This window comes from Pseudoduganella dura, from assembly GCF_009727155.1.
Taxonomy (GTDB): domain Bacteria; phylum Pseudomonadota; class Gammaproteobacteria; order Burkholderiales; family Burkholderiaceae_D; genus Rugamonas; species Rugamonas dura.
In genome coordinates, this window is the sequence record NZ_WNWM01000002.1 from 2116147 (window position 1) to 2141006 (window position 24860).

Here is a 24860-nt window from a genome sequence, read left to right on the forward strand (position 1 = left end):
GGTTACCACAGTTCGCCGGTCAGGCTGGTGCGCGGCGGCTTCAGGCCGAAGTGCTCGTAGGCGACGGGCGTTGCCACGCGGCCGCGCGGCGTGCGCTGCAGGTAGCCCTGCTGGATCAGGTAAGGTTCGAGCACGTCCTCGATCGTGTCGGCCGCCTCCCCGATCGCGGCGGCCAGGTTGCCGACGCCGACCGGGCCGCCGTTGAACTTGAACAGCACGGCTTCGAGCAGCTTGCGGTCCATCACGTCGAAGCCCACGGTATCGACGTCGAGCATCACCAGCGCCGCATCGGCGACATCCTTCGTGATGTCGCCATTGCCCTTGACTTCGGCATAGTCGCGCACGCGGCGCAGCAGGCGGTTGGCGATACGGGGCGTGCCGCGCGCGCGGCGGGCGATTTCCACGGCGCCCGTGTCGTCGATGTTCGCTTTGAGCAGCGTGGCGCTGCGCAGCACGATCTTGGCCAGTTCCTCCGTCGTGTAGAACTCCAGGCGGGCGACGATGCCGAAGCGGTCGCGCAGCGGGTTGGTCAGCATGCCGGCGCGGGTGGTGGCGCCAACCAGCGTGAACGGCTGCAGGTCCAGCTTCACGGACCGCGCGGCCGGGCCCTCGCCGATCATGATGTCGATCTGGTAATCCTCCAGCGCCGGGTACAGGATCTCCTCGACCACCGGCGACAGGCGGTGGATCTCGTCGATGAACAGCACGTCGTTCGCTTCGAGGTTGGTCAGCAGCGCGGCCAGGTCGCCCGGGCGTTCCAGCACGGGGCCGGAAGTCTGGCGCAGGTTCACGCCCATCTCGCGCGCGATGATGTTGGCCAGCGTGGTCTTGCCCAGGCCCGGCGGGCCGAACAGCAGCGTGTGGTCCAGCGCCTCGCTGCGGCCCCTGGCGGCGGAGATGAAGATCTCCAGTTGGTTGCGGATCTTTTGCTGGCCGACGTATTCGTCCAGCAGCTTGGGGCGCAGCGCGCGCTCGATCGCTTCCTCGTTCGGCGACGAGGGCGCGGCATCGATGATGCGCTGTTCGGTGAAGTTATCGGTCTGGATGCTCATTGCTCATTCACCCTTTGGACAGTGCCTTCAGCGCCTGCTTGATGCCGTCGGAGACCGAAGCACCGGCCGGGACGGACTTCAGCGCCAGCAGCGCTTCCTTGTCGGAGTAGCCCAGCGAGATCAGCGCGTTCAGCACGTCGGACTGCGCATCCGGCACCGCGGCGACGCCGCCCACCGCGCCCAGGTCCGCGCCCAGCTTTCCCTTCAGTTCGAGCAGCAGGCGTTCGGCCGTTTTCTTGCCGATGCCGGGCACTTTCACGAGGCGGCCCGCTTCCTGGCGCGTGACGGCCTGCGCCAGGTCGGCGATGGACATGCCGGACAGGATCGCCAGCGCCATGCGCGCGCCGATGCCGCTGATCTTGATGAGCTGCCGGAAGACGACGCGCTCCTCGGCATGGCCGAAGCCGTACAGCAGGTGCGCATCCTCGCGCACCGTCAGGTGCGTGAACAGGGAAACGCGTTCGCCCGTGTGTGGCAGGTTGTAGAACGTGCTCATCGGCACATCGACCTCGTAGCCGACGCCCTGCACGTCGACCAGGAGTTGCGGCGGATTTTTTTCAAGCAGAACACCGGAGAGACGTCCGATCATGGCCAGGCCTTAAATTGAATGTTGGGTGAAGTTTAGCCGACCAGGCGGCCGCGCTTCATGTGCAAGCCGGTCATGCCGGTCGCGGCGATGGCGAGCAGCGTGTCGTGCGAGTTGGCGTGGCAGATCGCCACGCCGAGCGCGTCGGCCGCATCGGTGCCGGGCAGTCCCGGCAGCGCCAGCAGCCGCGACACCATCAGCTGCATCTGCTCCTTGACGGCCTTGCCGGAACCGGTGACGGCCTGCTTGATCTGCGTGGGCGAATATTCGGCCACCGACAGCGCCCCGCTCACGAGGCCGCAAATGGCGGCGCCGCGCGCCTGCCCCAGCAGCAGGGTCGATTGCGGATTGACGTTGACGAAGACTTTTTCGATGGCGGCGCAATCGGGCTGGTAAGTGGCCGTGAGTTCGGTCACGCCGTCGAGGATGACCTTCAGGCGCGTGGGCAGGTCCCCTTCGCCGCTCTTGATGGTGCCGGAGGCGATGTAGCGCAGCTTCGTGCCCTGCTTGTGGATGACGCCGAAGCCGGTGGTGCGCAGGCCAGGGTCGATGCCGAGAATGATCATCGCTTGATTGTATGCAGTAAAGAAAGCGCCCGCAACTCGCGGGCGCCGAATGGTGCAGCGTTACTGCCGGGTTCGTGTCCACAACGGGGGCAACCCCGTAAACGGACACGAGCTCAACTGTACTAACGATGAGCCCGTGTCCGAAAACGGGGTTGACCCCAGGTGGACACGAACTGAACGCTTATCAGTGGCGGAAGTGACGCGTGCCCGTGTACAGCATCACGACACCGCGCTCGTCGGCGGCATCGATCACTTCCTGGTCGCGCATCGAGCCGCCCGGCTGGATCACGCAGGTGGCGCCGGCATCCACGACCACGTCCAGGCCGTCGCGGAACGGGAAGAACGCGTCGGAGGCGACCACGGAACCGGCCAGCGTCAGGCCGGCGTTCTGCGCCTTGATCGAAGCGATGCGCGCGGAATCGATGCGGCTCATCTGGCCGGCGCCCACGCCCAGCGTCATGTTGTTGCCGCAGAAGACGATCGCGTTCGATTTCACGAACTTCGCCACCTTCCACGCGAACATCAGGTCGACCAGCTGCTGCGGCGTCGGCTGCTTCTTCGTGACCACGCGGGTATCGGCCAGCAGCACGTTCTTCGAGTCGGCCGCCTGCACCAGCAGGCCGCCGCCCACGCGCTTGAAGTCCATCGCATTCACCCCGTCGCCCAGGGCGATTTCCAGCAGGCGCACGTTCTGCTTGGCGGACATGATTTTCTTCGCTTCATCCGTAAACGACGGTGCGATCAGCACTTCGACGAACAGCTTGGCCAGCTCGGTGGCGGCAGCGCCGTCGACTTCCACGTTGAAGGCGATGATGCCGCCGAACGCCGAGGTCGGGTCGGTCTGCAGCGCGCGGCTGTAGGCTTCGACGGCGGAGCCGCCCAGCGCCACGCCGCACGGGTTGGCGTGCTTGACGATCACGCAGGCGGCCGGCTGGTCCATGCCGGAGAAGCTCTTCACGCATTCCCACGCGGCATCGGCGTCGGCGATGTTGTTGAACGACAGTTCCTTGCCCTGCAGCTGGCGGTAGTTCGCCAGCGCGCCCGGCACGGCCTTCGTGTCGCGGTAGAAGGCGGCGCCCTGGTGCGGGTTTTCGCCGTAGCGCATGTCCTGCACCTTTTCAAACGCCACGTTGAGCGTTTGCGGATAGGCGCCGCGGTTGGCGTGCGCACGGTCCGGGCCCAGGCTGGACAGGTAGTTGGTGATCGCACCGTCGTAGGCGGCAGTGTGCGCGTACACCTTCTTTGCCAGGTTGAAGCGGGTCTCGTAGCTGATGTAGCCGGGCGAGTTGTCCGTGGTCTTCAGCTCGGCCAGCACCACGCCATAGTCGGACGGATCGCAGATCACCACCACGTCCTTGTGGTTCTTGGCCGCCGAGCGCAGCATCGCCGGGCCGCCGATATCGATGTTCTCGATCGCGTCGTCCAGCGTGCAGTCGTCCTTGGCCACCGTGGCCTGGAACGGGTAGAGGTTGACGACCACCATGTCGATCGTTGGAATGCCATGCTCATCCAGCTTGGCCATGTGCTCCGGGAAGTCGCGGCGGGCCAGGATGCCGCCGTGCACTTTCGGGTGCAGCGTCTTCACGCGGCCATCCAGCATTTCCGGGAAGCCGGTGTAATCGGCGACCTCGGTAACGGCCAGGCCGTTTTCCTGCAGCAGCTTGGCGGTGCCGCCGGTGGACAGGAGTTTGACGCCCATCGCCGACAGGGCACGGGCGAAATCCAGAACGCCGGTCTTGTCGGAAACGGAGATGAGAGCTTGTTTGATCATGGCTGTGGTCCAGGTTGAAAATCTTGTCGTTGAGCAGCCGCCGGCGCTGGTGGCCGGTCGCAGCCACGTCGCGAAACCTCGCCGGGCGGGACAAAAAGCTTTACAGCAGGCCGTGCTCCTGCAATTTCTTGCGCAGCGTATTGCGGTTGATGCCCAGCATCTGCGCGGCGTGCGACTGGTTGCCGTCGGCGCGGTGCATCACCACTTGCAGGATCGGCCGTTCGACGGTCATCACGACCATGTCGTAGATGTTCGACGGTTGCTGTTCGCCCAGGTCGTTGAAATACTCTTCGAGGCTCTTCGTGACAACTTCCTGGATACTTTCTTTGCTCATGTTCTTCTATTTAACGAAATAATTTGCCGATCTGGCGCCAAGTCAGGCGGCCAGCATGTCTTCGGCGAGGCGGTATTGTAACCGCTCGCCATGCTTCCATTGGGATTCAAAGAAGCTGTCCACGGCGCGCAATTGTTCGACGGTGGACTCGAGACGGTTCATCTCCTGCCGGAAATCCTCCCCGCCCGGGAGGTCGCGCACATACCAGCCGATATGCTTGCGCGCGGTGCGCACGCCGAGGTATTCGCCATAGAAGGCGTAGTGGGCGCGCAGGTGTTCGTCCATCAGCTTGCGCACCTCGAGCACCAGCGGCGGCGGCATGTGGGTGCCCGTTCGCAGGTAATGTTCTATCTCGCGGAAGATCCATGGCCGGCCCTGGGCGGCGCGGCCGACCATCACGGCATCCGCGCCCGTCCGGTCGAGCACGAAGCGGGCTTTTTCGGGCGTGGTGATGTCGCCGTTGGCCACCACCGGGATCTTCACGGCGGCCTTGACGGCGGCGATGGTGTCGTACTCCGCGTCGCCGGTGTAACCGTCGGCCCGGGTGCGGCCATGCAGGGTGAGCATCTGGATGCCGGCGTCTTCGGCGATGCGGGCGATATTCAATGCATTCTTGTTCGCGCGATCCCAGCCGGTGCGAAATTTCAGCGTGACGGGCACCGGTACCGCTCCCACCACGGCATGCAGGATCTTTTCCACCAGGTCTTCGAACTGCAGCAGCGCCGAGCCGCACCAGTTGTTGCACACCTTCTTCACGGGACAACCCATGTTGATGTCGATGATCTGGGCGCCTTTGTCCACGTTGAAGCGGGCGCAATCGGCCAGTTCCTGCGGATCGGAACCGGCGATCTGCACCGCTTTCGGCTCCATCTCGCCGGTATGGTCGGTGCGGCGCGAGCTCTTTTCGCTGGCCCACACGCGCGGATTGGCCGCCGCCATTTCGGAGACGGCATAGCCGGCCCCCAGTTCCTTGCAGAGTTGCCGGAACGGCCGGTCGGTAACGCCCGCCATCGGGGCGACGAACACGTTATTGCGCAACTGATAAGGACCGATTTGCACTGGGGTATCAAATGAGAATTGCCGGAGGAACCTGCAATTCTAACCCAAGCACTGCTCATTTAATACGCACGAATTTGTATTAAACAGGTGGGTGTGCAGCTTTCCGGTTATGAAACAATGAGTTATACAAGGAAATTTTTCGGACGGGCGTGCGCGCCAAGCAGGTATTTTTCCCCGGTTGACATAAAACAAACGCTACGGGATCATTTAGATAGCGCTAACAACGGCGCTGGACGTGGCAACAAAAACAACCATGGAGATGTGCATGACGATCACCCCTACCCGGCTCGCGGCAGCGATTGCTTCAGCCTTCCTGCTTGCCGGCAATGTCTCGGCAGCCCCGCTGGCGACACTGGACCGCAATGGCGCCTTTGTCTCGGTCGAGGCGTACGGCCCCAACATCCTGCACGTGACGATCGCGGTGGACAAGGCCGAGGTGTTGAAGGGACCGGGCTACGGGATCATCGCGCAGCACACGGACAACAAGGCATTCCAGCACCGCCCCGCCGCCGACGGCGACACGTTCAGCTCGAACGGCATGACGCTGCGGATCAATCCGGCGCCGGCGCCGCAGATTCCCACGCAAAGCCAGAAGTACTTCGCGCCGTCGCTGGCGCCGGTCGGCCTGGACGTGCGCGATGCCCAGGGCCGGCAGATCCTGAAGATGACGGGCTGGGAAATGTCGCCGCAGACCGTCAATGGAGAAAAGACGTACCAGGTCGGCGCCGAGTTCGCCGCGCCGGCCGACGAGCATTACTACGGCATGGGCCAGAACCAGGAATCGCTGTCCGGGCTGGACCTGCGCGGCCGCACGCTGGACTGCAAGCACTGGTACGACGCGCCGGGCGGCGAAACGGTGTGCGTACCGTTCATGGTGTCGTCGAAGGGCTACGGTATCGTGTGGGACAACCCGTCCGCCACCCGGTTCAGCGCGGCGGTACTGGGCACTACCAGGTTCCAGTCGAATGTGGGCGAGCGGGTCAGCTTCTTCGTCATCACCGGCAAGAACGCCGCGGAACTGTATGCCGGCTATGCCCGGCTGACCGGCAGGACGCCGATTCCACCGAAGGCCGCGTTCGGCCTGATCCAGTCGAAGGCGCGCTATGACAGCCAGCAGGAAGTGCTGCGCATCGCCAACACGTATCGCCAGAAGCGCTATCCGCTGGACATCATGGTGGTCGACTGGTTCTACTGGACGCGGATGGGCCAGCTCGACATCGATCCGGCGCAGTATCCCGATCCGGAAGGCATGAACAGGCAGCTGCACGACCTTGGCATGCAGTCGATCATTTCGATCTGGCCGCGCTTCGAAACCTCGGGCCGCTACTTCAATGAGCTCGATGCCAAGGGTTACCTGCTGAAGGACAAGGACGGCAAGTCCGTCGACGGCCTGCCGTTCCGCTCGGACCGTACCGGCGGCCTGATCGACTCCACCAACCCGGCCGCCCGCAAGTGGTTCTTTGAAAAAGTGCGCGACAACATCCTGTCGCGCGGCTTCGACTACCCGTGGCTGGACGAGACCGAACCCGACCTGGTGCCGGATGGCTTCCATTACTCGGTCGGCACGGGCGACCGCTACCGCAACCTGTTCCCGCTGGTGCACACCGAAGGCTTTGCGGAAGGCATGCGCGCATGGAAGCCGAACCGCCGCGCGCTGATCCTGTCGCGCGCCGCCTACCTGGGGTCGCAGCGCACCGGCGCGCTGTTCTGGTCGTCCGATATCAAATCCACCTGGGAAGCGCTGGCGCGGCAGATCCCGACCGGGCTGAACATGACAGCCTCCGGCATCGCCTACTGGGGCAACGACATCGGCGGCTGGCAGAACCTGCCGCAGACCACCGAAGCCACGAAGGCGCCGCTGCTCGATCCATCGGACGCGCGGGGCGTCGTCGGCCAGAACCACGACTACCCGGAATTGCACACGCGCTGGTTCCAGTACGGCACCTTCACGCCGACCCTGCGCCTGCACGGCTCACGCAAGGAAGCGGAACTGTGGTCGTTCGGCAAGGGGGCCGAAGCGGTCATGGCCAAGTTCAACGCGCTGCGCTACCAGCTGATTCCCTACATCTACAGCCAGGCGAAGATGACGTACGACACCGGCGCGCCGTTCATGCGGCCGCTGTGGATGGACTTCGGCAGCGACCCGAACGTGGCCAACATCGGCACGCAGTACATGTTCGGCCCGGCGTTCCTGGTGGCGCCGGTCACGGAGCAGGGCCAGACGGAAAAGAACGTCTACCTGCCCGCCGGTACCGACTGGTACAACTGGTGGACCAACGAAAAGCTGGCCGGCGGCCAGTGGGTGAAGGTGGCCGCGCCGATCGACCAGATCCCGTTGTTCGTGAAAGCCGGCTCGATCGTGCCGCTGGGCGCCGCCGTGCAGTCCACCGCCGGCCGGCAGGCGATCGAGCAGATCCTCGTCTATCCGGGCAAGGGCGATGCCGAGTTCGCGCTGTATGACGACGACGGGCTGACGTACGACTACGAAAAGGGCAGGAACGTGGTCACCGGCAAGCTGCGCTGGAAGGAATCGGACGGTACGCTGAGCGCCACCGGCGGTGCGCCGGGCTTCGCCGCCTCGGCACCGAAGCTGGTGAAGGTCATCGGGCGCTGAAAGCAAAAACCGGTGACAGGCTCGATTTTCAAGAAACATTTCAAGTCAATCGGAGCCTGTCACCGGTTTGTTTGCAACCGATCAGACGATGTCGTCCAGCGCCTGGGCCAGGTGGTCGACCTCGCCCCACTGCGTCAGCGCGAGCTTGCCGCCGGCAAAGGTAAAGCGGTTGATGCTGGCGTTGCGCACCTGGAAGTCGCGCGGGCTGTCCAGCGTCATTTCACGGGCGGCCCGGTAAGCGCATTCGAGCACGCCGCCGTGGGCGACGATCGCCAGCTTGCGGCCGGGATATTGTCCGGCCCAGCGGCCAATGGCCGCGATGCAGCGCTCGTAGAAATGGCGGAAGCTTTCGGCATGGCGTTCGCCGTGCGGCATCACCGAATCCACGTGCCGCCCCTGCCAGGCAGCGAAGTGGTCGGGATAGCGCTCCTCGATCTCTGTATACAAGAGGCCTTCGAACACGCCGTAGCCGCGCTCGCGCAGTTCACGGTCGGTATGGAACGGCACATGGTGGAACGACGCCACGGCCTCGGCCGTATGCATGGCCCGCTGCAGGTCGGAAGCGACGATGGCCGCCAGCGGTTCCGCGGCCAGCGCCCGTGCCAGCGCGGCCGCCTGGCGCCGGCCCGCATCGTTCAGGCCGATGTCGAGGTGGCCCTGCAGCCGGCGCACGGCATTCCATGCCGTTTCGCCATGACGGATCAATAACAGCTCCGTACCCGCCTGTTCCGTCATGCTTTCCCCGATCCGCTCAGTCATCCGCCCGCTCATGCGCGTTTCAATGTATAGGTGCCTATGATCTGCGCCTCGTCCAGGATGTGGCCGTGCAGCGCCGCCAGCGCCTGCTGTGCCGTGAAGTCGCCTTCGACCGGCAGTTGCGGCACGTCGATCGCATACAGGCGGAAAATATAGTGGTGCACCCGCTCGTCGTTCCATGGCGGGCACGGGCCGTCGTAGCCGAAATAACGGCCGCTCATGTCCGGATCGCCGTCGAACCAGCCCGTATAGTCGTTCAGGCCATGGCGCATCCGCACGCCGGTATCGGCAATCGCGGGCCCCGGCTTGCCGCGCGGCGTCACGCCCTCGGCATGCGAACCGGCGGGCAGGCTGCGCACGGTTGGCGGAATGTCCACCAGCGCCCAGTGATAGAAATCGCCCCGCGGCAGGTCTGCAGGCAGCGTCTTGGCGGCCTGATTGACGTCCGTGCCCACGGTGGGCGCGTCGCCGTCGATGCACAGCAGCACCAGCGAGGCGGTGCCGGGCGGGATGTCGTCCCACGCCAGGTGCGGGTTGCGATTGCCGGCCAGCCGCACGTGCGTTGCCGGGTCGGGTTCCGCGAACGCGAATTGAGCAGGAATCGCCGCGCCGTTCTTGAATGAATCGCTCCACAGCTTCATGAATCGTCCTTTAACGAGATGTTATTGATTACTTGGACCTGTCTGGAGCCAGAAGGTTACCGGGCCGTCGTTGGTGAGCGTGACTTTCATGTCCGCGCCGAACCGGCCGGTCTCGACGACGGCATGCCGCCCCCGGGCCTGCTGCACGAAATGGTCGAACAGGCGCTTGCCATCGGCCGGCGCGGCAGCCGGCGAGAACGACGGGCGGGTGCCGGAACGGGTATCGGCCGCCAGCGTGAACTGGGGCACCAGCAGCAGGCCGCCGGCCACGTCGGCGACGCTGCGGTTCATCTTGCCGGCATCGTCCGAAAAGACCCGGTACGACAGCAGCTTGGCCAGCAGCGCATCGGCGTCCCGCTCGGTATCGCCCTTCTCCGCGCACACCAGCACCATCAGGCCGCCATCGATCGCGCCGACCACGGCGCCGTCGACGACGACCTGGGCCGCCATCACCCTCTGCAATAAACCGATCATTACAGCGCGATCATGCCGACAGCGTGACGCGCGCGAACTTGCGCTTGCCCACCTGCAGCACGAAGGTACCGGCGTCGGCCTTCAGCGCCTTGTCGCTGATGACGGTGCCGTCGATGCGCACGCCGCCCTGGTCGATCATCCGCATCGCTTCGGATGTCGATGCGCACAGGCCGGTCTGCTTGAGCAGTTGCGCCAGGCCCAGCGGCGCGCCGGTGACGGCGATCTCGGCGATATCGTCCGGAATGCCGCCCTTCGAGCGGTTGACGAAATCGGCCAGCGCATCCTCGGCCGCCTGGCGCGAATGGAAGCGCTCGACGATTTCCTGGGCGATCGCCACTTTCGCGTCGCGCGGGTTGGCGCCGCCTTCGATGGCCTTCTTCAAGGCGCCCACCTCGTCCAGCGAGCGCCACGACAGCAGCTCGTAGTAGCGCCACATCATCGTGTCCGAGATGCTCATCACTTTCGCGAACATCGTATTGGCCGGCTCGGTGATGCCGATGTAGTTGTTCTTCGACTTCGACATCTTCTCGACGCCGTCGAGGCCTTCGAGCAGCGGCATCGTCAGGATGCACTGCGGCTCCTGGCCCCAATCCTTCTGCAGCTCGCGCCCGACCAGCAGATTGAACTTCTGGTCGGTGCCGCCCAGCTCCAGGTCGCTCTTCAGCGCCACCGAATCGTAGCCCTGCATCAGTGGGTACAGGAACTCGTGCACCGAGATCGGTGTCCCATTCTTGAAGCGCTTGGCGAAATCGTCCCGTTCCATCATCCGCGCCACGGTGTAGCGGGAAGCGAGCTGGATCATGCCGCGCGCGCCGAGCTGGTCGCACCATTCGGAGTTGTAGCGGATTTCCGTCTTCGCCGGGTCGAGCACGAGCGATGCCTGCTTGAAGTACGTCTGCGCGTTGAGTTCGATCTGTTCGCGCGTCAGTGGCGGGCGCGTGACGTTGCGGCCGGAAGGATCGCCGATCATCGACGTGAAGTCGCCGATCAGGAAGATCACCTGGTGACCCAGGTTTTGCAGCTGGCGCATCTTGTTCAGCACCACGGTGTGGCCAAGGTGCAAGTCGGGTGCGGTCGGGTCCAGGCCCAGTTTGATGCGCAGCGGCACGCCGGTCTGTTCGGAACGCGCAAGTTTCTGAGCGAATTCACTTTCGATCAGCAGTTCGTCGACACCCCTCTTGGCGATCGCCAGAGCTTCTTGTACGGTGTCGCTTATCGGCAGATTCGCCGGTAATTTGGTGGGCAGCACGGCGGTCGCAGCAGCAGCGGCAATGTTTTGCGCTGGGGAATTTGTATCCATGTATCCGAAAATTCTCTCAAAATGTTGGCTTAGCGCAGGAGTTTGTTATAATGCCCGATCCCTTCAATCTTGCCCAACGAAAACTAAACAAATCAATAAGTTAGAACAAAAAAGCAAAAACCCACAAGTTCAAGCGGCAAATTTTAACTGATTGCATGAACCCTATACATAAGTTCACAAGCTCGCGCTTGTATCATCTGCTAGGTTCGACCCGCAAGGCCCGCATCGTCAGCGCGTCCGCGGTGGCTCTCGCCCTGTGCGCCTTCGGCGCCGCCGGTGTTGCGCCGCTTGCTCCGGATGCCGGCGACCTGCCGGTGACCACGGTCACGCAAGATCTTGCCTCCCCGAACCTCACTTCCCAGATCGACGCGCTCGAAGCACAGGACGGCACGGAAAAATACATGCGCGAAGAGCGCATCCGTGCCGGCGACACGCTTGCCACGTTGCTGCATCGCCTGGGCGTCGACGACACCGCCGCGGAAACCTTCATCAAGAAGGACAAGACCGCCAAGGCCATCATGCAGCTGCGCAGCGGCAAGCGCGTGCTCGCGCAGACCGACGACAACGGCAGCCTGCTGTGGCTGCGCGCCAGCGTCGTCGATGCGCAGGACGTGCCGGTCAAGAATATTTCGGTAGCACGCAAGGGTGAAGGCTTCGTGGCGGCGGAAACGCCCGTGAAGCTGGAGCGCCGTGTCGAAATGCATGCGCGTGAAATCAGGACGACGCTGTTTGCGGCCACCGATTCCGATGCGGATGGCGCGCGCCTGCCGGATTCGGTGGTGCGCCAGATCCTGGAAATGTTCTCGACCAACATCGACTTCCGCTCCGACGTGAAGCGCGGCGACCGGTTCAACGTGGTGTACGAGACGTTCTGGCAGGATGGCGAGTTCGTCAAGGCGGGCCGCATCCTGGCCGGCGAATTCACGAACCGCGGCGTGACGCACCAGTCCGTATGGTTCGAAGATCCGACCACCAAGGCCGGCGGCGGCTACTACAGTTTCGACGGCAAGGCGCTGAAAAAGGCCTTCCTGAAATCGCCGCTGGAGTTTTCCCGCATTTCGTCCGGCTTCTCGATGCGCGTGCACCCGATTTCCGGCAATTGGAAGGCGCACAAGGGTATCGACTTCGCAGCCCCGACCGGCACGCCGATCCGCGCGGCGGGCGATGGCGTGGTGGATTTCGCCGGCACGCAGAACGGCTACGGCAATGTGGTCGTGCTGAAGCACTGGAACAATTACAGCACTGCGTATGCGCACATGAGCCGCTTTGCTTCGGGCCTGAAGAAAGGCCAGAAAGTCAGCCAGGGCGACCTGATCGGCTACGTGGGCTCGACCGGCTGGTCGACCGGCGCGCACTTGCATTATGAGTTCCGCGTCGGCGGCGAATCCAAGGACCCGACCAAGCTGAACGTGATCGCGCAGGCACCGCTGACCGCCGCCGAACTGGCGCGCTTCAAGACTGTTTCCGGCGAAATCGCTCACCGCTTCGCCCTGCTGCGTCCACAAGGCTCGGCCCCGACCGATACGCTGGCGCAGAAATAACGCCGAAGTACGCCTGTGTATTGCCAGGTATCCGATGAAAAGACGGCGCCCCGAGGGGTGCCGTTTTTCATTCCGCCCTCACTGTGAATACAGTGTATGCCGGCCCCATGGGCGCGACCGTTAGCTGGCTAACACTGAAACACATCGGGCAAAATAGCCACAACCTTAACGTCAACCTTCACTCCACGGGTATTTGATGAGCTTGTTTATTGGCCTGATGTCGGGCACCAGCCTCGATGGCGTCGACGGCGTGCTGGTCGAATTCGCGGCAGGCGCCGTACGCACGAAGGGTGCGCATCACGTGCCCTACCCGGCTGCCTTGCTGGACGAGCTGCGCGCGTTGCAGACCGCCAGCGACAACGAACTGGAACGCGAAGCGCTGGCCGGCAACGGCATCGCGCAGGTCTATGCGCAGTGCGTGGCCGCGCTGCTGAAGCGGTCCGGCGTGCAGGCGGCGGACGTGCGGGCGATCGGGGCCCATGGGCAGACCATCCGGCACCGCCCCGAACTGGGCTTTACGCGGCAAACGATCAATGGCGCCCTGCTGGCCGAACTGACCGGCATCGATGCGATCGTCGACTTCCGTTCGCGCGACGTGGCGGCCGGCGGCCAGGGTGCGCCGCTGGTGCCGGCGGCGCACCTGGCGCTGTTCGGCGAGCCGGGCAAGACGCGGGTGCTGGCCAACATCGGCGGCATCGGCAATATCAGCGTGCTGCGGGCCGATGGTCACGTGACGGGCTTCGATACCGGCCCCGGCAACGTGCTGATCGATGAGTGGACCCGCCTGCACCGGGGCGAGGCTTATGATGCCGACGGCGCCTGGGCCGCCTCCGGCACGGTGCTGCCGGACCTGCTTGCGGCGCTGCTGGCCGAACCCTACTTCGCTCTGCCTCCGCCGAAAAGCACGGGCCGCGACCTGTTCCACCTGGACTGGCTGCGTACGCGCCTGGGCGGTTTCGCCGGTGCCGCCCCGGCCGACGTGGCGGCCACGCTGACGCGCCTGACGGCCGTATCGCTCGTTCAGGGCATCCGCGCTCATGCGCCGGATACGGACGCGTTGCATGTCTGCGGTGGCGGCGCTTTCAACGGGACGCTGCTGCGCATGCTGGCCGACGAACTGGCACAACAGTCGGGGGCGCATGTCAGCGTGCAAACCACCGCGGCGCTCGGCGTCGATCCTTCGCACGTCGAGGCATTGTGCTGGGCATGGCTGGCATGGCGCTTCGATGAACGCAAGCCGGGCAACCTGGCCTCGGTCACCGGGGCATGTGGCGAGCGCATCCTGGGCGCGCTCTACCCTCGATAACTATCGGAAATTATTCTTCAATCGCTTTTATCTATCGAACTGGTGAATATAAACAATTTTGCGGATTGAACGAGAATCGTTATCATCTGTCTCAACAGTTATCCATTGCAGAGGCAGCCATGATCATCGCAGCGAAAAAAGTCAGCCAGGTCGCCACCCACATGGGCATCGCGTTCAGCCTGATGTACATGGTGACCGGCTCGGTGGCATTCGGCGGCCTGGCGGCGATTATCGAGCCGATCATCAATGTGGCGCTGTTGCCGTTGCATGAGGGATTCTGGCATCGCGTACGGTCGCGCTCGATGCGCAATGCCACCACCCTGCTGGCGGCGGAAAAAGTCAGCCAGACATTGTTCCACTTCCTCGTCGCCGTCGCGGTGATGTACTGGGCGACCGGCTCGCTGGTCCTCGGCGGGCTGGTTGCCGTGCTCGAGCCGGTCCTGAACGTGATCGCGCTGCCGTACCATGATCGCGCATGGGCGCGCCTCGAGGAGCGCCTGGCGGCCAATGCCCGCCTCGCAGCGGCCGCATGACTCTGCGGTTCGGTTCGTGCCATGGCGAAGCCGGATTCCGGCATCGCCCGATCTTTTAAACCTTCACAACGAAAAACGGCGGCCAGCTTGCGCTGGCCGCCGTTCGATGACGCTGAACCGGCTTAAACGGAGAACGACGAACCGCAGCCGCAGGTCGACGTGGCCGACGGATTCTTGATGACGAATTGCGCGCCTTCCAGGTCGTCCTTGTAATCGATCTCGGCGCCAACCAGGTACTGGTAGCTCATCGAGTCGATCAACAACTGCACGCCGTTCTTGACCATCGTGGTGTCGTCTTCGTTGACGATTTCATCGAACGTGAAACCGTACTGGAATCCGGAGCAGCCACCACCCTGCACGAATACGCGCAGTTTCAGGTCGGGATTGCCTTCTTCCTCGATCAGCTGAGCCACTTTGTCGGCCGCGCTGTCGGTGAAGATGATCGGCGCGGGGATCACGTCTTGCGCTTCGGCTACTGCATTCATTGGAAACTCCTACTGATAATCGTTGCGGCCATTATAGACCTTTGCGCGAGGGCCTGCTTCGGCCTGCCTCATTTCTCTACGGATATGAGGCATCCGTACACCACTTCAATGGCAGAACGTCAAGGAAGCAGCGCAATCGTGTTCAGGCCCAGGCTTTCTTCCAGCCCGAACATCAGGTTCATGCACTGCACGGCCTGGCCGGAGGCGCCTTTTACCAGGTTATCCTGGACCACCAGCACGATCACGGTGTTGCCGTTGTCCGGGCGATGCACGGCAAGGCGCAGCACATTGGAACCCTTGGTGGTGCGGGTTTCCGGGTGCGAGCCGAACGGCATCACGTCGACGAACTGCTCGCCGGCATACGCGTCTTCGAACAGCTTCTGCAGCTCTTCGTTGGTGATGTCCCTCGTCAGCTTGCCGTACAGCGTGGAATGCATGCCGCGAATCATCGGCACCAGGTGCGGCGTGAACACCAGCGATACCTTCTCGGCGGTCAGGCGCTGTAGCTGGGCGGTGGTTTCCGGGGTGTGGCGGTGGCCGGACACGCCATAAGCCTTGAAATTGTCGCTCGACTCGGAGAACAGGATACCGATCTCGGCCTTGCGGCCGGCACCGGACACGCCGGACTTGCAGTCGGCGATCAGGTTGCCCGCATCGATCACGCCGGCCTTGAGCAGCGGCGCAAAGCCGATCTGCATCGTGTTCGGATAGCAGCCCGGGTTGGCGATCAGGTTCGCGCCCTTGATCTCTTCGCGGTTCAGCTCCACCAGGCCATACACGGCCTGTTCCAGCAGTTCCGGCGCGGTATGGTCGATCTTGTAGGTCTTCTCGAACACGGCACGGTCCTTGATGCGGAAATCCGCCGCCAGGTCGATCACCTTGACGCCCTTGGCCAGCAGCTCCGGTGCCTGCGCCATCGCCACGCCGTGCGGGGTGGCGAAGAACACGACGTCGCACTGCGTCAGGTCCACCTTGTCCGGCGCGGAAAACGCCAGGTTCACGCGGCCGCGCAGCGACGGATACATGTCGGCCACGGGCAGGCCATCTTCCTTGCGCGACGTGATTGCCGTCAGCTGCACCTCAGGATGGACTGCCAACAATCGCAGCAGTTCCACGCCGGTGTAACCGGTGCCGCCGACGATGCCAACTTTGATCATGTTCTTGTTCCTTGCAAAAAGTTTTGGATGAGGACGAATTTTATCAGTCTATTGTGACCGAGGTTTTACCCTAGGGAGGCTGAAAAGCAAAAAGCCGCGGACCAATGGCCTGCGGCTTTTCGATGCCAGCCCGGCATGGCCGGACTGGGCAATGAAGCTGGGAATCGAAAACCGATTAACGCTTCGAGAACTGCTTTGCGCGACGTGCTTTGCGCAGGCCGACTTTTTTACGCTCGACTTCACGCGCGTCACGGGTGACGAAGCCTGCTTTGGCCAGATCCGGCTTCAGGGCTGCATCGTAGTCGATCAGTGCACGGGTGATACCGTGGCGCACTGCACCTGCCTGGCCGGACTCGCCGCCGCCATGCACGTTGACCTTGATGTCGAAACGCTCGACGTTGCCGGTCAGTTCCAGCGGCTGACGGATCACCATCAGGCCGGTTTCGCGGGAGAAGTACTCGGAAGCAGGCTTGCCGTTCACGATGATCTGGCCGGTGCCGACCTTGATGAACACGCGAGCAACTGCACTCTTGCGACGGCCGGTGCCGTAGTTGTAGTTACCGATCATGTCAGTTCCTTAGAATTCGAGTGCTTTTGGTTGCTGAGCAGCGTGCGGGTGCGAACCTTCGGCGTACACTTTCAGCTTCTTGATCATTGCGTAGCCCAGCGGGCCCTTCGGCAGCATGCCTTTGACGGCTTTTTCCAGGGCACGGCCCGGGAAACGCTGTTGCATTTTCAAGAAGTTCGTTTCATAGATACCGCCCGGGTAGCCGGAGTGACGGTAGTACGTCTTCTCGGTGGCCTTGGTGCCGGTCACGCGCAGTTTGCCTGCATTGATGACGACGATGAAATCGCCGGTGTCGACGTGAGGGGTAAATTCTGGCTTGTGCTTGCCGCGCAGTCGGCGTGCCACTTCGCTGGCAACACGGCCGAGGACTTTGTCCGTCGCGTCAATCACGAACCAGTCGCGCTGGACTTCATGGCCCTTAGCGGAAAAAGTTTTCATGTTTGACTTCCTAATGAAGAAAATAATATTTAAACGCTCAAAACGGTGGTTCCGCCCATCACACCAAGCGGACGCAGCCTTCTTATGACTTTTCCTGAGCGAACGGAAAGCCGGCAATTATAGCGGCATGTACATAGCCGGGTCAAGACACCCGCCGGCGATTTCGCCGCGGCTGCCTGTTGCTTGCCATGCAGGCGCAACCGTTTTTTCTTTCCGCTTGCCCATCAGTTGCCCAGAATGCAAAACCCGCGCTAGTATTGCCCGACCGATACTGTCGAGAGGCCATGCAGTGAGATTCCGCTTCGTCCCCGCCCTGCCCCTGCTGCTTGCCGCGCAACTGCTGCCGTTCGCCACGCCGGCAAAGGCGGCGCCCCAGGCAGGCCGCACTTGCCACCTGCCTGGCGCCCAGGAGGCGCTGCGTTGCCTGACCGTGCAGGTACCGCTCGATTACGGCAAGCCCGGCAAGACGATATCGATCCACGCCACCGTGGCACCCGCCTGGCGCGAAGCGGCACGCCCCGACCCGCTGTTCGTGCTGGCCGGGGGCCCCGGCCAGGCCGGCAGCGATATCCTGCCCATCGTGCAGGCCGCGATGCGCCGCGTGCGCGCCACCCGCGACATCGTGCTGATCGACCAGCGCGGCACGGGCCTGTCGGGCAAGCTCGATTGCAAGAGCCCGCCCGAGATCGACACGATGACGGAAGAACAGCTCGATGCGGATGCACAGCGCTGCATCGAATCGCTCGCTGCGCGGCAAGGCACCGGCTACGGCCATTACACGACGGACGCGGCGGCCCGCGACATCGAGCGGGTGCGCCTGGCGCTTGGCTACGGCCAGGTCAACCTGTGGGGCGGCTCGTACGGCACCCGCCTCGCGCAGCATTACACGCGCCTGTATCCGTCGGCCGTGCGTGCGCTGGTGCTCGACGGCGTGGCCGCGCCGGACCAGGTGATTCCCGCCGGCGGCCGCGATGCGCAGGCCGCGCTGGAAACCACGTTCCGCCAGTGTGAAAAAGAGGCAGCCTGCGCGCGCGCGTTTCCCGCGCTGCGCGACGAATTCAAGGCGCTGGCCAGCAAGCTCGGCAAAGGCCCTGTCACGCTCGACATGGCCGACCCGCGCACGGCGGCGGTGCGGCCCGTGACGATCAGCCTGCGCCGATTCATCGCCACCGTGCACCGCGTGCTGTATGCGCAGGCCGATGCGCGCGCGCTGCCGTTCCTGATCCACAGCGCGTACCGCGGCCGCTGGGAGCCGTTCGTCGCCCGCAGCAACCGCGACAGCGACTTCTCGGCCGATGGCGCGATGGCGGGCCCGCTCTACCTCGCCGTGGTCTGCGCCGAGGATTTCCCGCGGCTGTCGCCGCAGCTGGTGGCCGAGGATACGCGCGACTCGTTCCTCGGCGCGCCGCAGGTGACGCAACTGGCGAAACTGTGCCCGATCGTCGGCGTCAAGCCGGTGGCCTACGCCGCGCCGGCCCGCATCGATGCGCCGGCGCTGCTGCTTTCCGGCGCGCAGGATCCGGTCACGCCGCCGCGCCGCGCGGAGGCGGCGGCAAGATTGATGAAATCCGCGCAGCACCTGGTGGTAAAGAACGGCGGCCACATCGTCTCGCCGCTGGGCTGCGTGCCGCGCCTGATGCGCGAGTTCCTCGACCGGCCCGACGCGCGTGTCGATGCCGCCTGCCTGGAAGAGATCCCCGCGCCCACGTTCCAGCTGAACAGCGCCGGCCCGCAACCCTGAACGGATCAGTTGAAGAAAACGATGATAGAAGTCCACGACGTCACGAAACATTTCGGCAAGGTGCAGGCGCTCGCGGGCGCCAGCTTCACGGCGCGCGACGGCCAGGTGACCGCGCTGCTCGGCCCCAATGGCGCCGGCAAGACCACGCTGCTGCGCCTGCTCGTCGGCCTGCTGCGGCGCGACCGCGGCACGATCCTCATCGACGGCATCGATCCCGGCATCGATCCGCTGTCGGCGCGCCGCAACATCGGCTTCCTGACCGACCAGTTCGGGCTGTACGACAAATTGTCCACGCGCGAATACCTGCGCTATTTCGGCGAACTGAACGGCATGGACCGCCGCGCCATCGACAGCAGGATCGACGAGGTGACGGCGCTGCTGTCGCTGGAAGACATCCTGGAGCGCCGGTCGAAGGGCTTCTCGCAGGGCCAGCGCATCAAGGTGGCGCTGGCGCGCACGCTGCTGCACCGCCCGCGCAACCTGCTGCTCGACGAACCGAGCCGGGGCCTGGACGTGATGAGCACGCGTGCCCTGCGGCGCGCGCTGGCGGCGCTGCGGGCGGATGGCTGCTGCGTGATCATGGCCACGCACGTGATGCAGGAAGTGACCAATTCGTGCGATGACGTGATCGTGATCGCCGGCGGCGTCACGGTGGCGCAGGGCACGCCGCAATCGCTGTGCGAGCGCACCGGCATCGCCAGCCTGGAAGACGCGTTCGTGAAGCTGGTCGGCACCGACGAAGGAATCTCCGCATGAGGCCCCGCCTGAAGCCTCTGTTCGTCACCGTCTTCCTGAAGGAACTGCTCGAAACGCTGCGCGACCGGCGCGCGCTGTCGCTGCTGCTGATCTTCGTGCTGATGTACCCGGCGCTGGTGGGAGGCATCCTGTACCAGCAGATCAACCGCGCCACGGCCCCCGAAAAGGACGGCATCGAGCTGACCGTGATCGGCGCGCAGCGCGCGCCCACGCTGATGACGCAACTGAAGCAGAAGAACATCAACGTGACGGAGGCGAAACCGATGTCGGAAGAGGACATCACCGCCCTGCTGCGCGCGAACAAGGTGGCGGCGGTGCTGCGTCTGTCCGATACATACGGCAGCGACTACCGCGACATGCGCCCGGCGCGGCTGGAGCTGTGGCATGACTCGGCCACCGACCATGGCCGCCAGGTGGCCGACATCGAGAACGTGCTGCGCGCCTACGGCAACACGATCGCCGGCGCCCGCCTGCTGGCACACGGCGTCTCGCCCGCCACGCTGTTCCCGGTGCAGGTGCAGCGCTACGACACCGGCACCAGCGCCTCGCGCTCGGCCACGGTGATCGGCGCGATGCTCGGCATGTTCTTCGTTCCCGCGTTCTTCTTCGCGCTCAGCCCCTCCGTCGACAGCACCGCCGGCGAACGCGAACGCCGCTCGCTGGAGGTGCTGCTGGCGCAGCCGGCACGCACGATCGACCTGGTGGCCGGCAAGTGGTTCGCCGCCTCGGCGCTGTCGCTGGCCGGACTCACGCTGGAACTGTGCGTGGCGCACGGCATCCTGAAATGGCTGCCGCTGGAGGAAATCGGCATGTCGTGGCGCCTGTCCTGGAGCGACCTGGCGCTGGTCTGCCTCGTTTCGCTGGCGCTGCCGCTGCTCGCCGCGGCGCTGGAGATCGCACTGGCCATCAATGCCAAGTCGTTCAAGGAAGCACAGACCACCGCCAGCATTGCAATGCTGATACCGATGGTGCCCGTGATCGTGGTTCCGATGATGGACCTGGCAACGAAGACGTGGATGTACGCGGTGCCGCTGCTCGCGCACCAGACGCTGCTGCGCGAACTGGCCAAGGGCCAGGCCGTGGGCCTTTTGCCATTCGTGCTGACTTTCGGCAGCAGCCTGGCGATCGCCCTGCTGTGCGTGGCGTTTACCGTGTGGCGGATGAAGAGCGAGCGCTACATGATGGGTGTGTGACCAACGTACCCGCAATGCCGCGGCGCCGCCGGCAGCCGCCGGCGCGCTGATTTAAAATGCACCGCAGGATATTTTTACTGGATCATTCGGAGAATCTAATGGAAGTCAAAGTCAGCTGGAACGGCCCGTCGGGCATGAGTTTTCGCGCCGAAACGGGATCGGGCCACATGGTCGTGATGGATGGCGCGCCGGAAGGCGGCGGCCATAACCTGGCGCCGCGCCCGATGGAGATGGTGTTGCTGGGCACGGGCGGCTGCACGGCCTACGACGTGGTGCTGATCCTCAAGCGCGGCCGGGCCGACGTGCGCGGTTGCGATGTGACGCTGCGCGCCGAGCGCGCCGACACCGACCCGAAGGTGTTCACGCGGATCAACTTCCACTTCACCGTCACGGGCAAGGACCTGAAGCCGGAAGCGGTGGAACGCGCCGTCAACCTGTCGCACGACAAGTACTGTTCGGCCAGCATCATGCTGGCCAAGACGGCCGAGATCACGCATTCGTTCGAAATCGTCGAAGCGTAGGCTCCGGGAGCCTTGACGACCGCGCCGCGCCATGCGCGGCGCGACAACAGCCACACCTTGCAACCGGCAAAATTACAGCTGCCGCGCCTTGAAGGTATCGCACTGCGCCACGTCGCCGCTATCGAGCCCGGTACGGAACCAGCGGGCGCGCTGCGCCGAGGTGCCGTGCGTGAACGAATCCGGCACGACGTGGCCCTGCGACTGGCGCTGCAGCGCGTCGTCGCCGATCGCGGTGGCGGCCGACAGCGCCGCTTCCACGTCGCCCTGCTCCAGGATCTGGCGCGACCGGTTGGCATGGAATGCCCACACGCCGGCATAGCAGTCCGCCTGCAGTTCCAGGCGTACCGACAATGCGTTCGCCTGCGTTTCGCTGGTGGTTTGCTGCGCCTGGTGCACCTGGTCGGACACGCCCAGCAGGTGCTGCACGTGGTGCCCGATTTCATGCGCGACCACATAGGCCTGCGCGAACTCGCCGGAGACCTTGAAGCGTTCCTTCATCAGCCGGTAGAAATCGAGGTCGATGTAGACCTTGCTGTCGGCCGGGCAGTAGAACGGGCCGGTGGCCGACTGGCCGGTACCGCAGCCGGTGGCGGTGCGGCCGGTGAACAGCACCAGCTTCGGCGGCTGGTACTGGGCGCCCTGGGCGCTGAACAGCGCGCCCCATGTGTCCTCGGTGTCGGCCAGCACGGTTCGCATGAAGCGGGTTTCGGTGTCGTTGGCGGGTGTTGTCTGCTGCGTGGCCTGCTGCGGGGCGCCGCCCTGCATGCCGCCCAGCAGGGTGAGCGGATTGATGCCGAACACAAAGGAAAGGATCAGCGCAATGACGACGCCGCCGATGCTCAGCGAGCCGCCACCGAAGCCGAATCCCCCGCCGCCTCCACCGCCACCGCGGCGGTCTTCCACATTATCGCTTTCGCGGTTGCCGTCCCAACGCATAGTATTACTCCGTGATCAATTTGATCACACTATACGTTGACAAGCACGGCGCCCGGCGCATGTTATGGAGCGGCAAGTTTATCGCGGCCCGGCGCAGCGACGTCCGCCTGCCGGCACCGTGTCAGATATGGTATGCGGTACCCGTCATCAGCTTCGACATCGCGGTCATCGCCAGCCGAACCGGCAACGGCGTCTGCGCGGCGCCCAGTTCCTGCGCGGCCTTGCCGTGCGCGATCTCGTCGAGGCGCATCTGGTCGACGATCGCGCGAGACTTCGCATCGTTGGCGGGCAGGCTTTCCAGGTGGCTCTCCAGGTGCTTTTCCACCTGGCGCTCCGTTTCCACCACGAAGCCGAGGCTGTGCGGATCGCCCATCCTGGCGGCCACCGTGCCCAGCGCATAGGCGCCGGCATAGAACAGCGGCGCCAGCACGCTGGTCTGCGAATTGAGTTCCTTCAGGCGCTGCGCCGTCCATGCCAGGTGATCCTCTTCCTCGCGGCTGGCTTCCTCGAATTTTTCGCGCAGCATGTCGCTCCTGGCGAAACGGGCCTGCGAGTTGTACAGCGCCTGTGCCATCACCTCGCCCACGTGGTCGACGCGGATCAGGCCGGCGCTGTGCTTGCGTTCCTCGTCCGTCAGCGCCATGTCATCGATGCGGGCGGCCGGCGTGGGGCGCGATGCGGAGGCCACACCCGCAAGCACGCGCAGGGCCTTGTCGGTACTGCAGATGAGGCGGTCGAGAGGAGAATGGAAATGGAATTTCGAGCTCATGGCATGCGATCCAGCTTGTTTGGACAGCCACGATTATAAAGGCCGGGCACCGGAGGACGACGCACGATGGGCGGACATTTCGTCCCCGCCCGAAGGCGTCATTCGCCTTCCCGTGGGCAAACGATGCGAAGCCAGGGCCCGCTCGAAGACGCTATTCGCCTTCTCGCAAAATGCGCTGGCGCTCGATCCAGTCGGCCACGGGGCCGCGCACGTCGAGCCCGGAAAAATCCTTGGCCACGCCCAGGTTCAGGCCCAGCAGGAACGGGATGGTCTCCACCGGCACGTGCGGCACGTAGTCGCCGAACGCGCGTGTAAAACGTTTCGAATCGAGCACGTCGACCACGCCCTCCCCGCTCATCCATTGCAGGATGCTGGTGATGCTGTGGCCGGGGCCGATCGAGCGGTAGATGAAACGGTTGAATGCCTTGTCCAGCTTCTTGAAATCCAGCGCTTCCTTGGTCATCAGCGTGGCCAGGTAGCACAGGCCCAGCGCCAGCCGGAAAAAGTCGGTGGATTCGCGGGTCGTCAGGCCGCAACGCGTGACCGTGAGGATCTGCTCCTGCAAGGCAGCGTCGAGTTTGCTGTTCTCATGGCTCATGGCAGCACTATATCTCAACCCGGAAGCTTTTCCCGCCTTGTCACCGGCGGTCGCGCTTGCTACCCTTGGCCACCTTCCAACTCGACAGTATCCGATGCCTGCAATGCCGCCCGCCGCCGATCCCGTGTTTGCGCACTCTGGTGCAAGGATTGCGCCGGCTGTCGCAAGGCGGCAACCCTTATGTCGACGATTCAATACAATGCCATCATGTAAGAGAGAAACGGATGGCAGCGACACCCCATGCTGCGCCGCATGACCCCGGGAGTAAGCATGGAACTACGCATCCGCAACCTGTCGAAGACCTACGCCAACGGCGTGGTCGCGCTGGACAACATCACGCTGATGATCCCAGCCGGCATGTTCGGCCTGCTGGGCCCGAACGGCGCCGGCAAGTCGACGCTGATGCGCATCCTGGCCACGCTGCAGGAATGCGATACCGGCTCCGTATTCCTCGGCGATCTCGACGTACTCGATGAAAAGGATGCGGTGCGCCGCCTGCTCGGCTACCTGCCGCAGGATTTCGGCCTGTATCCGAAAGTGACCGCCTACGAACTGCTGGACCATTTCGCCGTGCTGAAGGGCCTGTCGCACCGCACGCGCCGCCGCGAGGTGGTCGACGGCCTGCTGCAGCAGACCAACCTGTTCGACGTGCGCAACCAGAAGCTCGGCACATTCAGCGGCGGCATGCGCCAGCGCTTCGGCATCGCCCAGGCGCTGCTGGGCGACCCGAAACTGATCATCGTCGACGAACCCACGGCCGGCCTCGATCCGCAGGAGCGCGTACGCTTCCATAACCTGCTGTCCGACATCGGCGACGACCGCACCGTGATCCTGTCGACCCACATCGTCAGCGACGTGGCCGACCTGTGTTCGAACATGGCGATCATCAACAAGGGCCAGTTGCTGGTCACCGGCGCCACGCAGGAGCTGATCGACGATATCAGCTGCAAGATCTGGGCGCGCTTCATCGACAAGCGCGAGCTGGCCTATTTCCAGCAGCGCCACACGATCATTTCCACGCGGCTGCTGTCCGGCCGCACGCTGATCCATGCCTACAGCGACGACGATCCGGGCGACGGCTTCGAGGAAGCCATCGGCGACCTCGAGGACGTTTACTTCGCCACGATCGCCGGCCGCCACGTGGCCGACGCCTGCGACTGAAAGG

General features: G+C 64.2%; 26 protein-coding genes. 9 read left to right on the top strand and 17 right to left on the bottom strand.

Going from position 1 to position 24860, the window contains the following annotated elements; all coding sequences use genetic code 11:
- Nucleotides 1–2: 2 nt before the first annotated feature.
- The 6 genes from ruvB to dusB all read right to left on the bottom strand — a co-directional run bounded on the left by ruvB (nucleotide 3) and on the right by dusB (nucleotide 5368).
- Nucleotides 3–1052: a Holliday junction branch migration DNA helicase RuvB gene (gene ruvB, locus GJV26_RS09320; RefSeq protein WP_155708584.1), complete on the bottom strand. Its 1050-nt coding sequence runs from the start codon at nucleotides 1050–1052 to the stop codon at nucleotides 3–5.
- A 7-nt stretch (nucleotides 1053–1059) separates the two neighbouring features.
- Complete coding sequence (ruvA, locus tag GJV26_RS09325; protein WP_155708585.1) at nucleotides 1060–1641, bottom strand: Holliday junction branch migration protein RuvA; 582 nt, start codon at nucleotides 1639–1641, stop codon at nucleotides 1060–1062.
- A 32-nt stretch (nucleotides 1642–1673) separates the two neighbouring features.
- Nucleotides 1674–2204 (bottom strand): crossover junction endodeoxyribonuclease RuvC, encoded by a 531-nt coding sequence (gene ruvC / locus GJV26_RS09330; protein WP_155708586.1) that lies wholly within the window; start codon nucleotides 2202–2204, stop codon nucleotides 1674–1676.
- A gap of 184 nt (nucleotides 2205–2388) precedes the next feature.
- Nucleotides 2389–3975, bottom strand: a complete 1587-nt coding sequence (gene purH / locus GJV26_RS09335) for a bifunctional phosphoribosylaminoimidazolecarboxamide formyltransferase/IMP cyclohydrolase (protein WP_155708587.1) — start codon at nucleotides 3973–3975, stop codon at nucleotides 2389–2391.
- 100 nt (nucleotides 3976–4075) lie between these two features.
- Nucleotides 4076–4309, bottom strand: a complete 234-nt coding sequence (locus GJV26_RS09340; protein WP_131147721.1) for a helix-turn-helix domain-containing protein — start codon at nucleotides 4307–4309, stop codon at nucleotides 4076–4078.
- 42 nt (nucleotides 4310–4351) lie between these two features.
- Nucleotides 4352–5368, bottom strand: a complete 1017-nt coding sequence (gene dusB / locus GJV26_RS09345; RefSeq protein ID WP_189441909.1) for a tRNA dihydrouridine synthase DusB — start codon at nucleotides 5366–5368, stop codon at nucleotides 4352–4354.
- 265 nt (nucleotides 5369–5633) lie between these two features.
- Between dusB and GJV26_RS09350 the strand changes: the two genes are divergently transcribed.
- On the top strand, nucleotides 5634–7982 hold the full coding sequence (locus GJV26_RS09350) for a glycoside hydrolase family 31 protein (RefSeq protein ID WP_155708588.1): 2349 nt from the start codon (nucleotides 5634–5636) through the stop codon (nucleotides 7980–7982).
- 81 nt (nucleotides 7983–8063) lie between these two features.
- On the opposite strand, the gene GJV26_RS09355 is transcribed toward GJV26_RS09350, so the two are convergent.
- From GJV26_RS09355 to tyrS, 4 genes are read right to left on the bottom strand one after another with little or no spacing between them, the layout of a single operon-like run.
- Nucleotides 8064–8741: a histidine phosphatase family protein gene (locus GJV26_RS09355; RefSeq protein ID WP_229419237.1), complete on the bottom strand. Its 678-nt coding sequence runs from the start codon at nucleotides 8739–8741 to the stop codon at nucleotides 8064–8066.
- Nucleotides 8742–8749: 8 nt separating this feature from the next.
- Nucleotides 8750–9379, bottom strand: a complete 630-nt coding sequence (locus GJV26_RS09360; protein ID WP_155708589.1) for a YbhB/YbcL family Raf kinase inhibitor-like protein — start codon at nucleotides 9377–9379, stop codon at nucleotides 8750–8752.
- A gap of 21 nt (nucleotides 9380–9400) precedes the next feature.
- The gene (gene dtd, locus GJV26_RS09365; protein ID WP_155708590.1) at nucleotides 9401–9853 is read right to left on the bottom strand and encodes a D-aminoacyl-tRNA deacylase; all 453 of its coding nucleotides are present in this window, start codon (nucleotides 9851–9853) and stop codon (nucleotides 9401–9403) included.
- A 10-nt stretch (nucleotides 9854–9863) separates the two neighbouring features.
- The gene (gene tyrS, locus GJV26_RS09370) at nucleotides 9864–11153 is read right to left on the bottom strand and encodes a tyrosine--tRNA ligase (RefSeq protein ID WP_155708591.1); all 1290 of its coding nucleotides are present in this window, start codon (nucleotides 11151–11153) and stop codon (nucleotides 9864–9866) included.
- 155 nt (nucleotides 11154–11308) lie between these two features.
- Between tyrS and GJV26_RS09375 the strand changes: the two genes are divergently transcribed.
- From GJV26_RS09375 to GJV26_RS09385, 3 genes are all read left to right on the top strand, one after another.
- Entirely contained in the window at nucleotides 11309–12694 is a 1386-nt protein-coding gene (locus GJV26_RS09375) for a M23 family metallopeptidase (RefSeq protein ID WP_155708592.1), read from the top strand.
- A gap of 196 nt (nucleotides 12695–12890) precedes the next feature.
- Entirely contained in the window at nucleotides 12891–14000 is a 1110-nt protein-coding gene (locus tag GJV26_RS09380) for an anhydro-N-acetylmuramic acid kinase (RefSeq protein ID WP_155708593.1), read from the top strand.
- 119 nt (nucleotides 14001–14119) lie between these two features.
- Complete coding sequence (locus GJV26_RS09385; protein ID WP_155708594.1) at nucleotides 14120–14533, top strand: DUF2061 domain-containing protein; 414 nt, start codon at nucleotides 14120–14122, stop codon at nucleotides 14531–14533.
- Nucleotides 14534–14655: 122 nt separating this feature from the next.
- On the opposite strand, the gene erpA is transcribed toward GJV26_RS09385, so the two are convergent.
- The 4 genes from erpA to rplM all read right to left on the bottom strand — a co-directional run bounded on the left by erpA (nucleotide 14656) and on the right by rplM (nucleotide 17181).
- Entirely contained in the window at nucleotides 14656–15018 is a 363-nt protein-coding gene (gene erpA, locus GJV26_RS09390; protein WP_155708595.1) for an iron-sulfur cluster insertion protein ErpA, read from the bottom strand.
- A 119-nt stretch (nucleotides 15019–15137) separates the two neighbouring features.
- The gene (argC, locus tag GJV26_RS09395; RefSeq protein ID WP_155708596.1) at nucleotides 15138–16175 is read right to left on the bottom strand and encodes an N-acetyl-gamma-glutamyl-phosphate reductase; all 1038 of its coding nucleotides are present in this window, start codon (nucleotides 16173–16175) and stop codon (nucleotides 15138–15140) included.
- Nucleotides 16176–16350: 175 nt separating this feature from the next.
- A complete protein-coding gene (gene rpsI, locus GJV26_RS09400) occupies nucleotides 16351–16743 on the bottom strand; it encodes a 30S ribosomal protein S9 (RefSeq protein ID WP_155472862.1) in 393 nt (130 codons plus the stop codon).
- Between the two features lie 9 nt (nucleotides 16744–16752).
- Nucleotides 16753–17181: a 50S ribosomal protein L13 gene (rplM, locus tag GJV26_RS09405; RefSeq protein WP_107140762.1), complete on the bottom strand. Its 429-nt coding sequence runs from the start codon at nucleotides 17179–17181 to the stop codon at nucleotides 16753–16755.
- A 289-nt stretch (nucleotides 17182–17470) separates the two neighbouring features.
- On the opposite strand from rplM, the gene GJV26_RS09410 reads away from it, so the two are divergent.
- From GJV26_RS09410 to GJV26_RS09425, 4 genes are all read left to right on the top strand, one after another.
- Nucleotides 17471–18922 (top strand): alpha/beta fold hydrolase, encoded by a 1452-nt coding sequence (locus tag GJV26_RS09410; RefSeq protein ID WP_229427940.1) that lies wholly within the window; start codon nucleotides 17471–17473, stop codon nucleotides 18920–18922.
- Nucleotides 18923–18943: 21 nt separating this feature from the next.
- Entirely contained in the window at nucleotides 18944–19678 is a 735-nt protein-coding gene (locus tag GJV26_RS09415) for an ABC transporter ATP-binding protein (protein ID WP_155708598.1), read from the top strand.
- Nucleotides 19675–20871 (top strand): ABC transporter permease, encoded by a 1197-nt coding sequence (locus GJV26_RS09420; protein WP_173346175.1) that lies wholly within the window; start codon nucleotides 19675–19677, stop codon nucleotides 20869–20871. The genes GJV26_RS09415 and GJV26_RS09420 overlap by 4 nt, the downstream gene beginning before the upstream one ends.
- 98 nt (nucleotides 20872–20969) lie before the next feature.
- Entirely contained in the window at nucleotides 20970–21392 is a 423-nt protein-coding gene (locus tag GJV26_RS09425) for an OsmC family protein (RefSeq protein WP_155708599.1), read from the top strand.
- 72 nt (nucleotides 21393–21464) lie between these two features.
- Here GJV26_RS09425 and ypfJ read toward each other — a convergent pair whose 3' ends face one another.
- From ypfJ to GJV26_RS09440, 3 genes are all read right to left on the bottom strand, one after another.
- Nucleotides 21465–22328 carry a KPN_02809 family neutral zinc metallopeptidase gene (gene ypfJ / locus GJV26_RS09430; RefSeq protein ID WP_155708600.1) on the bottom strand — a complete coding sequence of 288 codons (864 nt, stop codon included), beginning with the start codon at nucleotides 22326–22328 and terminating at the stop codon, nucleotides 21465–21467.
- 121 nt (nucleotides 22329–22449) lie between these two features.
- Complete coding sequence (coq7, locus tag GJV26_RS09435) at nucleotides 22450–23097, bottom strand: 2-polyprenyl-3-methyl-6-methoxy-1,4-benzoquinone monooxygenase (RefSeq protein ID WP_155708601.1); 648 nt, start codon at nucleotides 23095–23097, stop codon at nucleotides 22450–22452.
- A 151-nt stretch (nucleotides 23098–23248) separates the two neighbouring features.
- A complete protein-coding gene (locus GJV26_RS09440) occupies nucleotides 23249–23695 on the bottom strand; it encodes a hypothetical protein (RefSeq protein WP_155708602.1) in 447 nt (148 codons plus the stop codon).
- A gap of 270 nt (nucleotides 23696–23965) precedes the next feature.
- Here GJV26_RS09440 and GJV26_RS09445 point away from each other — a divergent pair, with 270 nt between their 5' ends.
- Nucleotides 23966–24856 (top strand): ABC transporter ATP-binding protein, encoded by an 891-nt coding sequence (locus tag GJV26_RS09445; RefSeq protein ID WP_155708603.1) that lies wholly within the window; start codon nucleotides 23966–23968, stop codon nucleotides 24854–24856.
- Nucleotides 24857–24860 lie beyond the last annotated feature (4 nt).

Excerpts from the sequence above, each read along its gene's own strand:
- GJV26_RS09350 (WP_155708588.1), top strand. The coding sequence starts at position 5,634 with ATGACGATCACCCCTACCCGGCTCGCGGCAGCGATTGCTTCAGCCTTC.
- GJV26_RS09355 (WP_229419237.1), bottom strand. The coding sequence starts at position 8,741 with ATGACTGAGCGGATCGGGGAAAGCATGACGGAACAGGCGGGTACGGAG.
- ypfJ (WP_155708600.1), bottom strand. The coding sequence starts at position 22,328 with ATGCGTTGGGACGGCAACCGCGAAAGCGATAATGTGGAAGACCGCCGC.
- GJV26_RS09415 (WP_155708598.1), top strand. The coding sequence starts at position 18,944 with ATGATAGAAGTCCACGACGTCACGAAACATTTCGGCAAGGTGCAGGCG.
- purH (WP_155708587.1), bottom strand. The coding sequence starts at position 3,975 with ATGATCAAACAAGCTCTCATCTCCGTTTCCGACAAGACCGGCGTTCTG.
- GJV26_RS09385 (WP_155708594.1), top strand. The coding sequence starts at position 14,120 with ATGATCATCGCAGCGAAAAAAGTCAGCCAGGTCGCCACCCACATGGGC.
- GJV26_RS09425 (WP_155708599.1), top strand. The coding sequence starts at position 20,970 with ATGGAAGTCAAAGTCAGCTGGAACGGCCCGTCGGGCATGAGTTTTCGC.
- tyrS (WP_155708591.1), bottom strand. The coding sequence starts at position 11,153 with ATGGATACAAATTCCCCAGCGCAAAACATTGCCGCTGCTGCTGCGACC.
- GJV26_RS09360 (WP_155708589.1), bottom strand. The coding sequence starts at position 9,379 with ATGAAGCTGTGGAGCGATTCATTCAAGAACGGCGCGGCGATTCCTGCT.
- coq7 (WP_155708601.1), bottom strand. The coding sequence starts at position 23,097 with ATGAGCTCGAAATTCCATTTCCATTCTCCTCTCGACCGCCTCATCTGC.
- rpsI (WP_155472862.1), bottom strand. The coding sequence starts at position 16,743 with ATGATCGGTAACTACAACTACGGCACCGGCCGTCGCAAGAGTGCAGTT.
- GJV26_RS09340 (WP_131147721.1), bottom strand. The coding sequence starts at position 4,309 with ATGAGCAAAGAAAGTATCCAGGAAGTTGTCACGAAGAGCCTCGAAGAG.
- dtd (WP_155708590.1), bottom strand. The coding sequence starts at position 9,853 with ATGATCGGTTTATTGCAGAGGGTGATGGCGGCCCAGGTCGTCGTCGAC.
- rplM (WP_107140762.1), bottom strand. The coding sequence starts at position 17,181 with ATGAAAACTTTTTCCGCTAAGGGCCATGAAGTCCAGCGCGACTGGTTC.
- GJV26_RS09380 (WP_155708593.1), top strand. The coding sequence starts at position 12,891 with ATGAGCTTGTTTATTGGCCTGATGTCGGGCACCAGCCTCGATGGCGTC.
- ruvA (WP_155708585.1), bottom strand. The coding sequence starts at position 1,641 with ATGATCGGACGTCTCTCCGGTGTTCTGCTTGAAAAAAATCCGCCGCAA.
- GJV26_RS09445 (WP_155708603.1), top strand. The coding sequence starts at position 23,966 with ATGGAACTACGCATCCGCAACCTGTCGAAGACCTACGCCAACGGCGTG.
- ruvB (WP_155708584.1), bottom strand. The coding sequence starts at position 1,052 with ATGAGCATCCAGACCGATAACTTCACCGAACAGCGCATCATCGATGCC.
- erpA (WP_155708595.1), bottom strand. The coding sequence starts at position 15,018 with ATGAATGCAGTAGCCGAAGCGCAAGACGTGATCCCCGCGCCGATCATC.
- GJV26_RS09375 (WP_155708592.1), top strand. The coding sequence starts at position 11,309 with ATGAACCCTATACATAAGTTCACAAGCTCGCGCTTGTATCATCTGCTA.
- GJV26_RS09440 (WP_155708602.1), bottom strand. The coding sequence starts at position 23,695 with ATGAGCCATGAGAACAGCAAACTCGACGCTGCCTTGCAGGAGCAGATC.
- argC (WP_155708596.1), bottom strand. The coding sequence starts at position 16,175 with ATGATCAAAGTTGGCATCGTCGGCGGCACCGGTTACACCGGCGTGGAA.
- ruvC (WP_155708586.1), bottom strand. The coding sequence starts at position 2,204 with ATGATCATTCTCGGCATCGACCCTGGCCTGCGCACCACCGGCTTCGGC.
- GJV26_RS09420 (WP_173346175.1), top strand. The coding sequence starts at position 19,675 with ATGAGGCCCCGCCTGAAGCCTCTGTTCGTCACCGTCTTCCTGAAGGAA.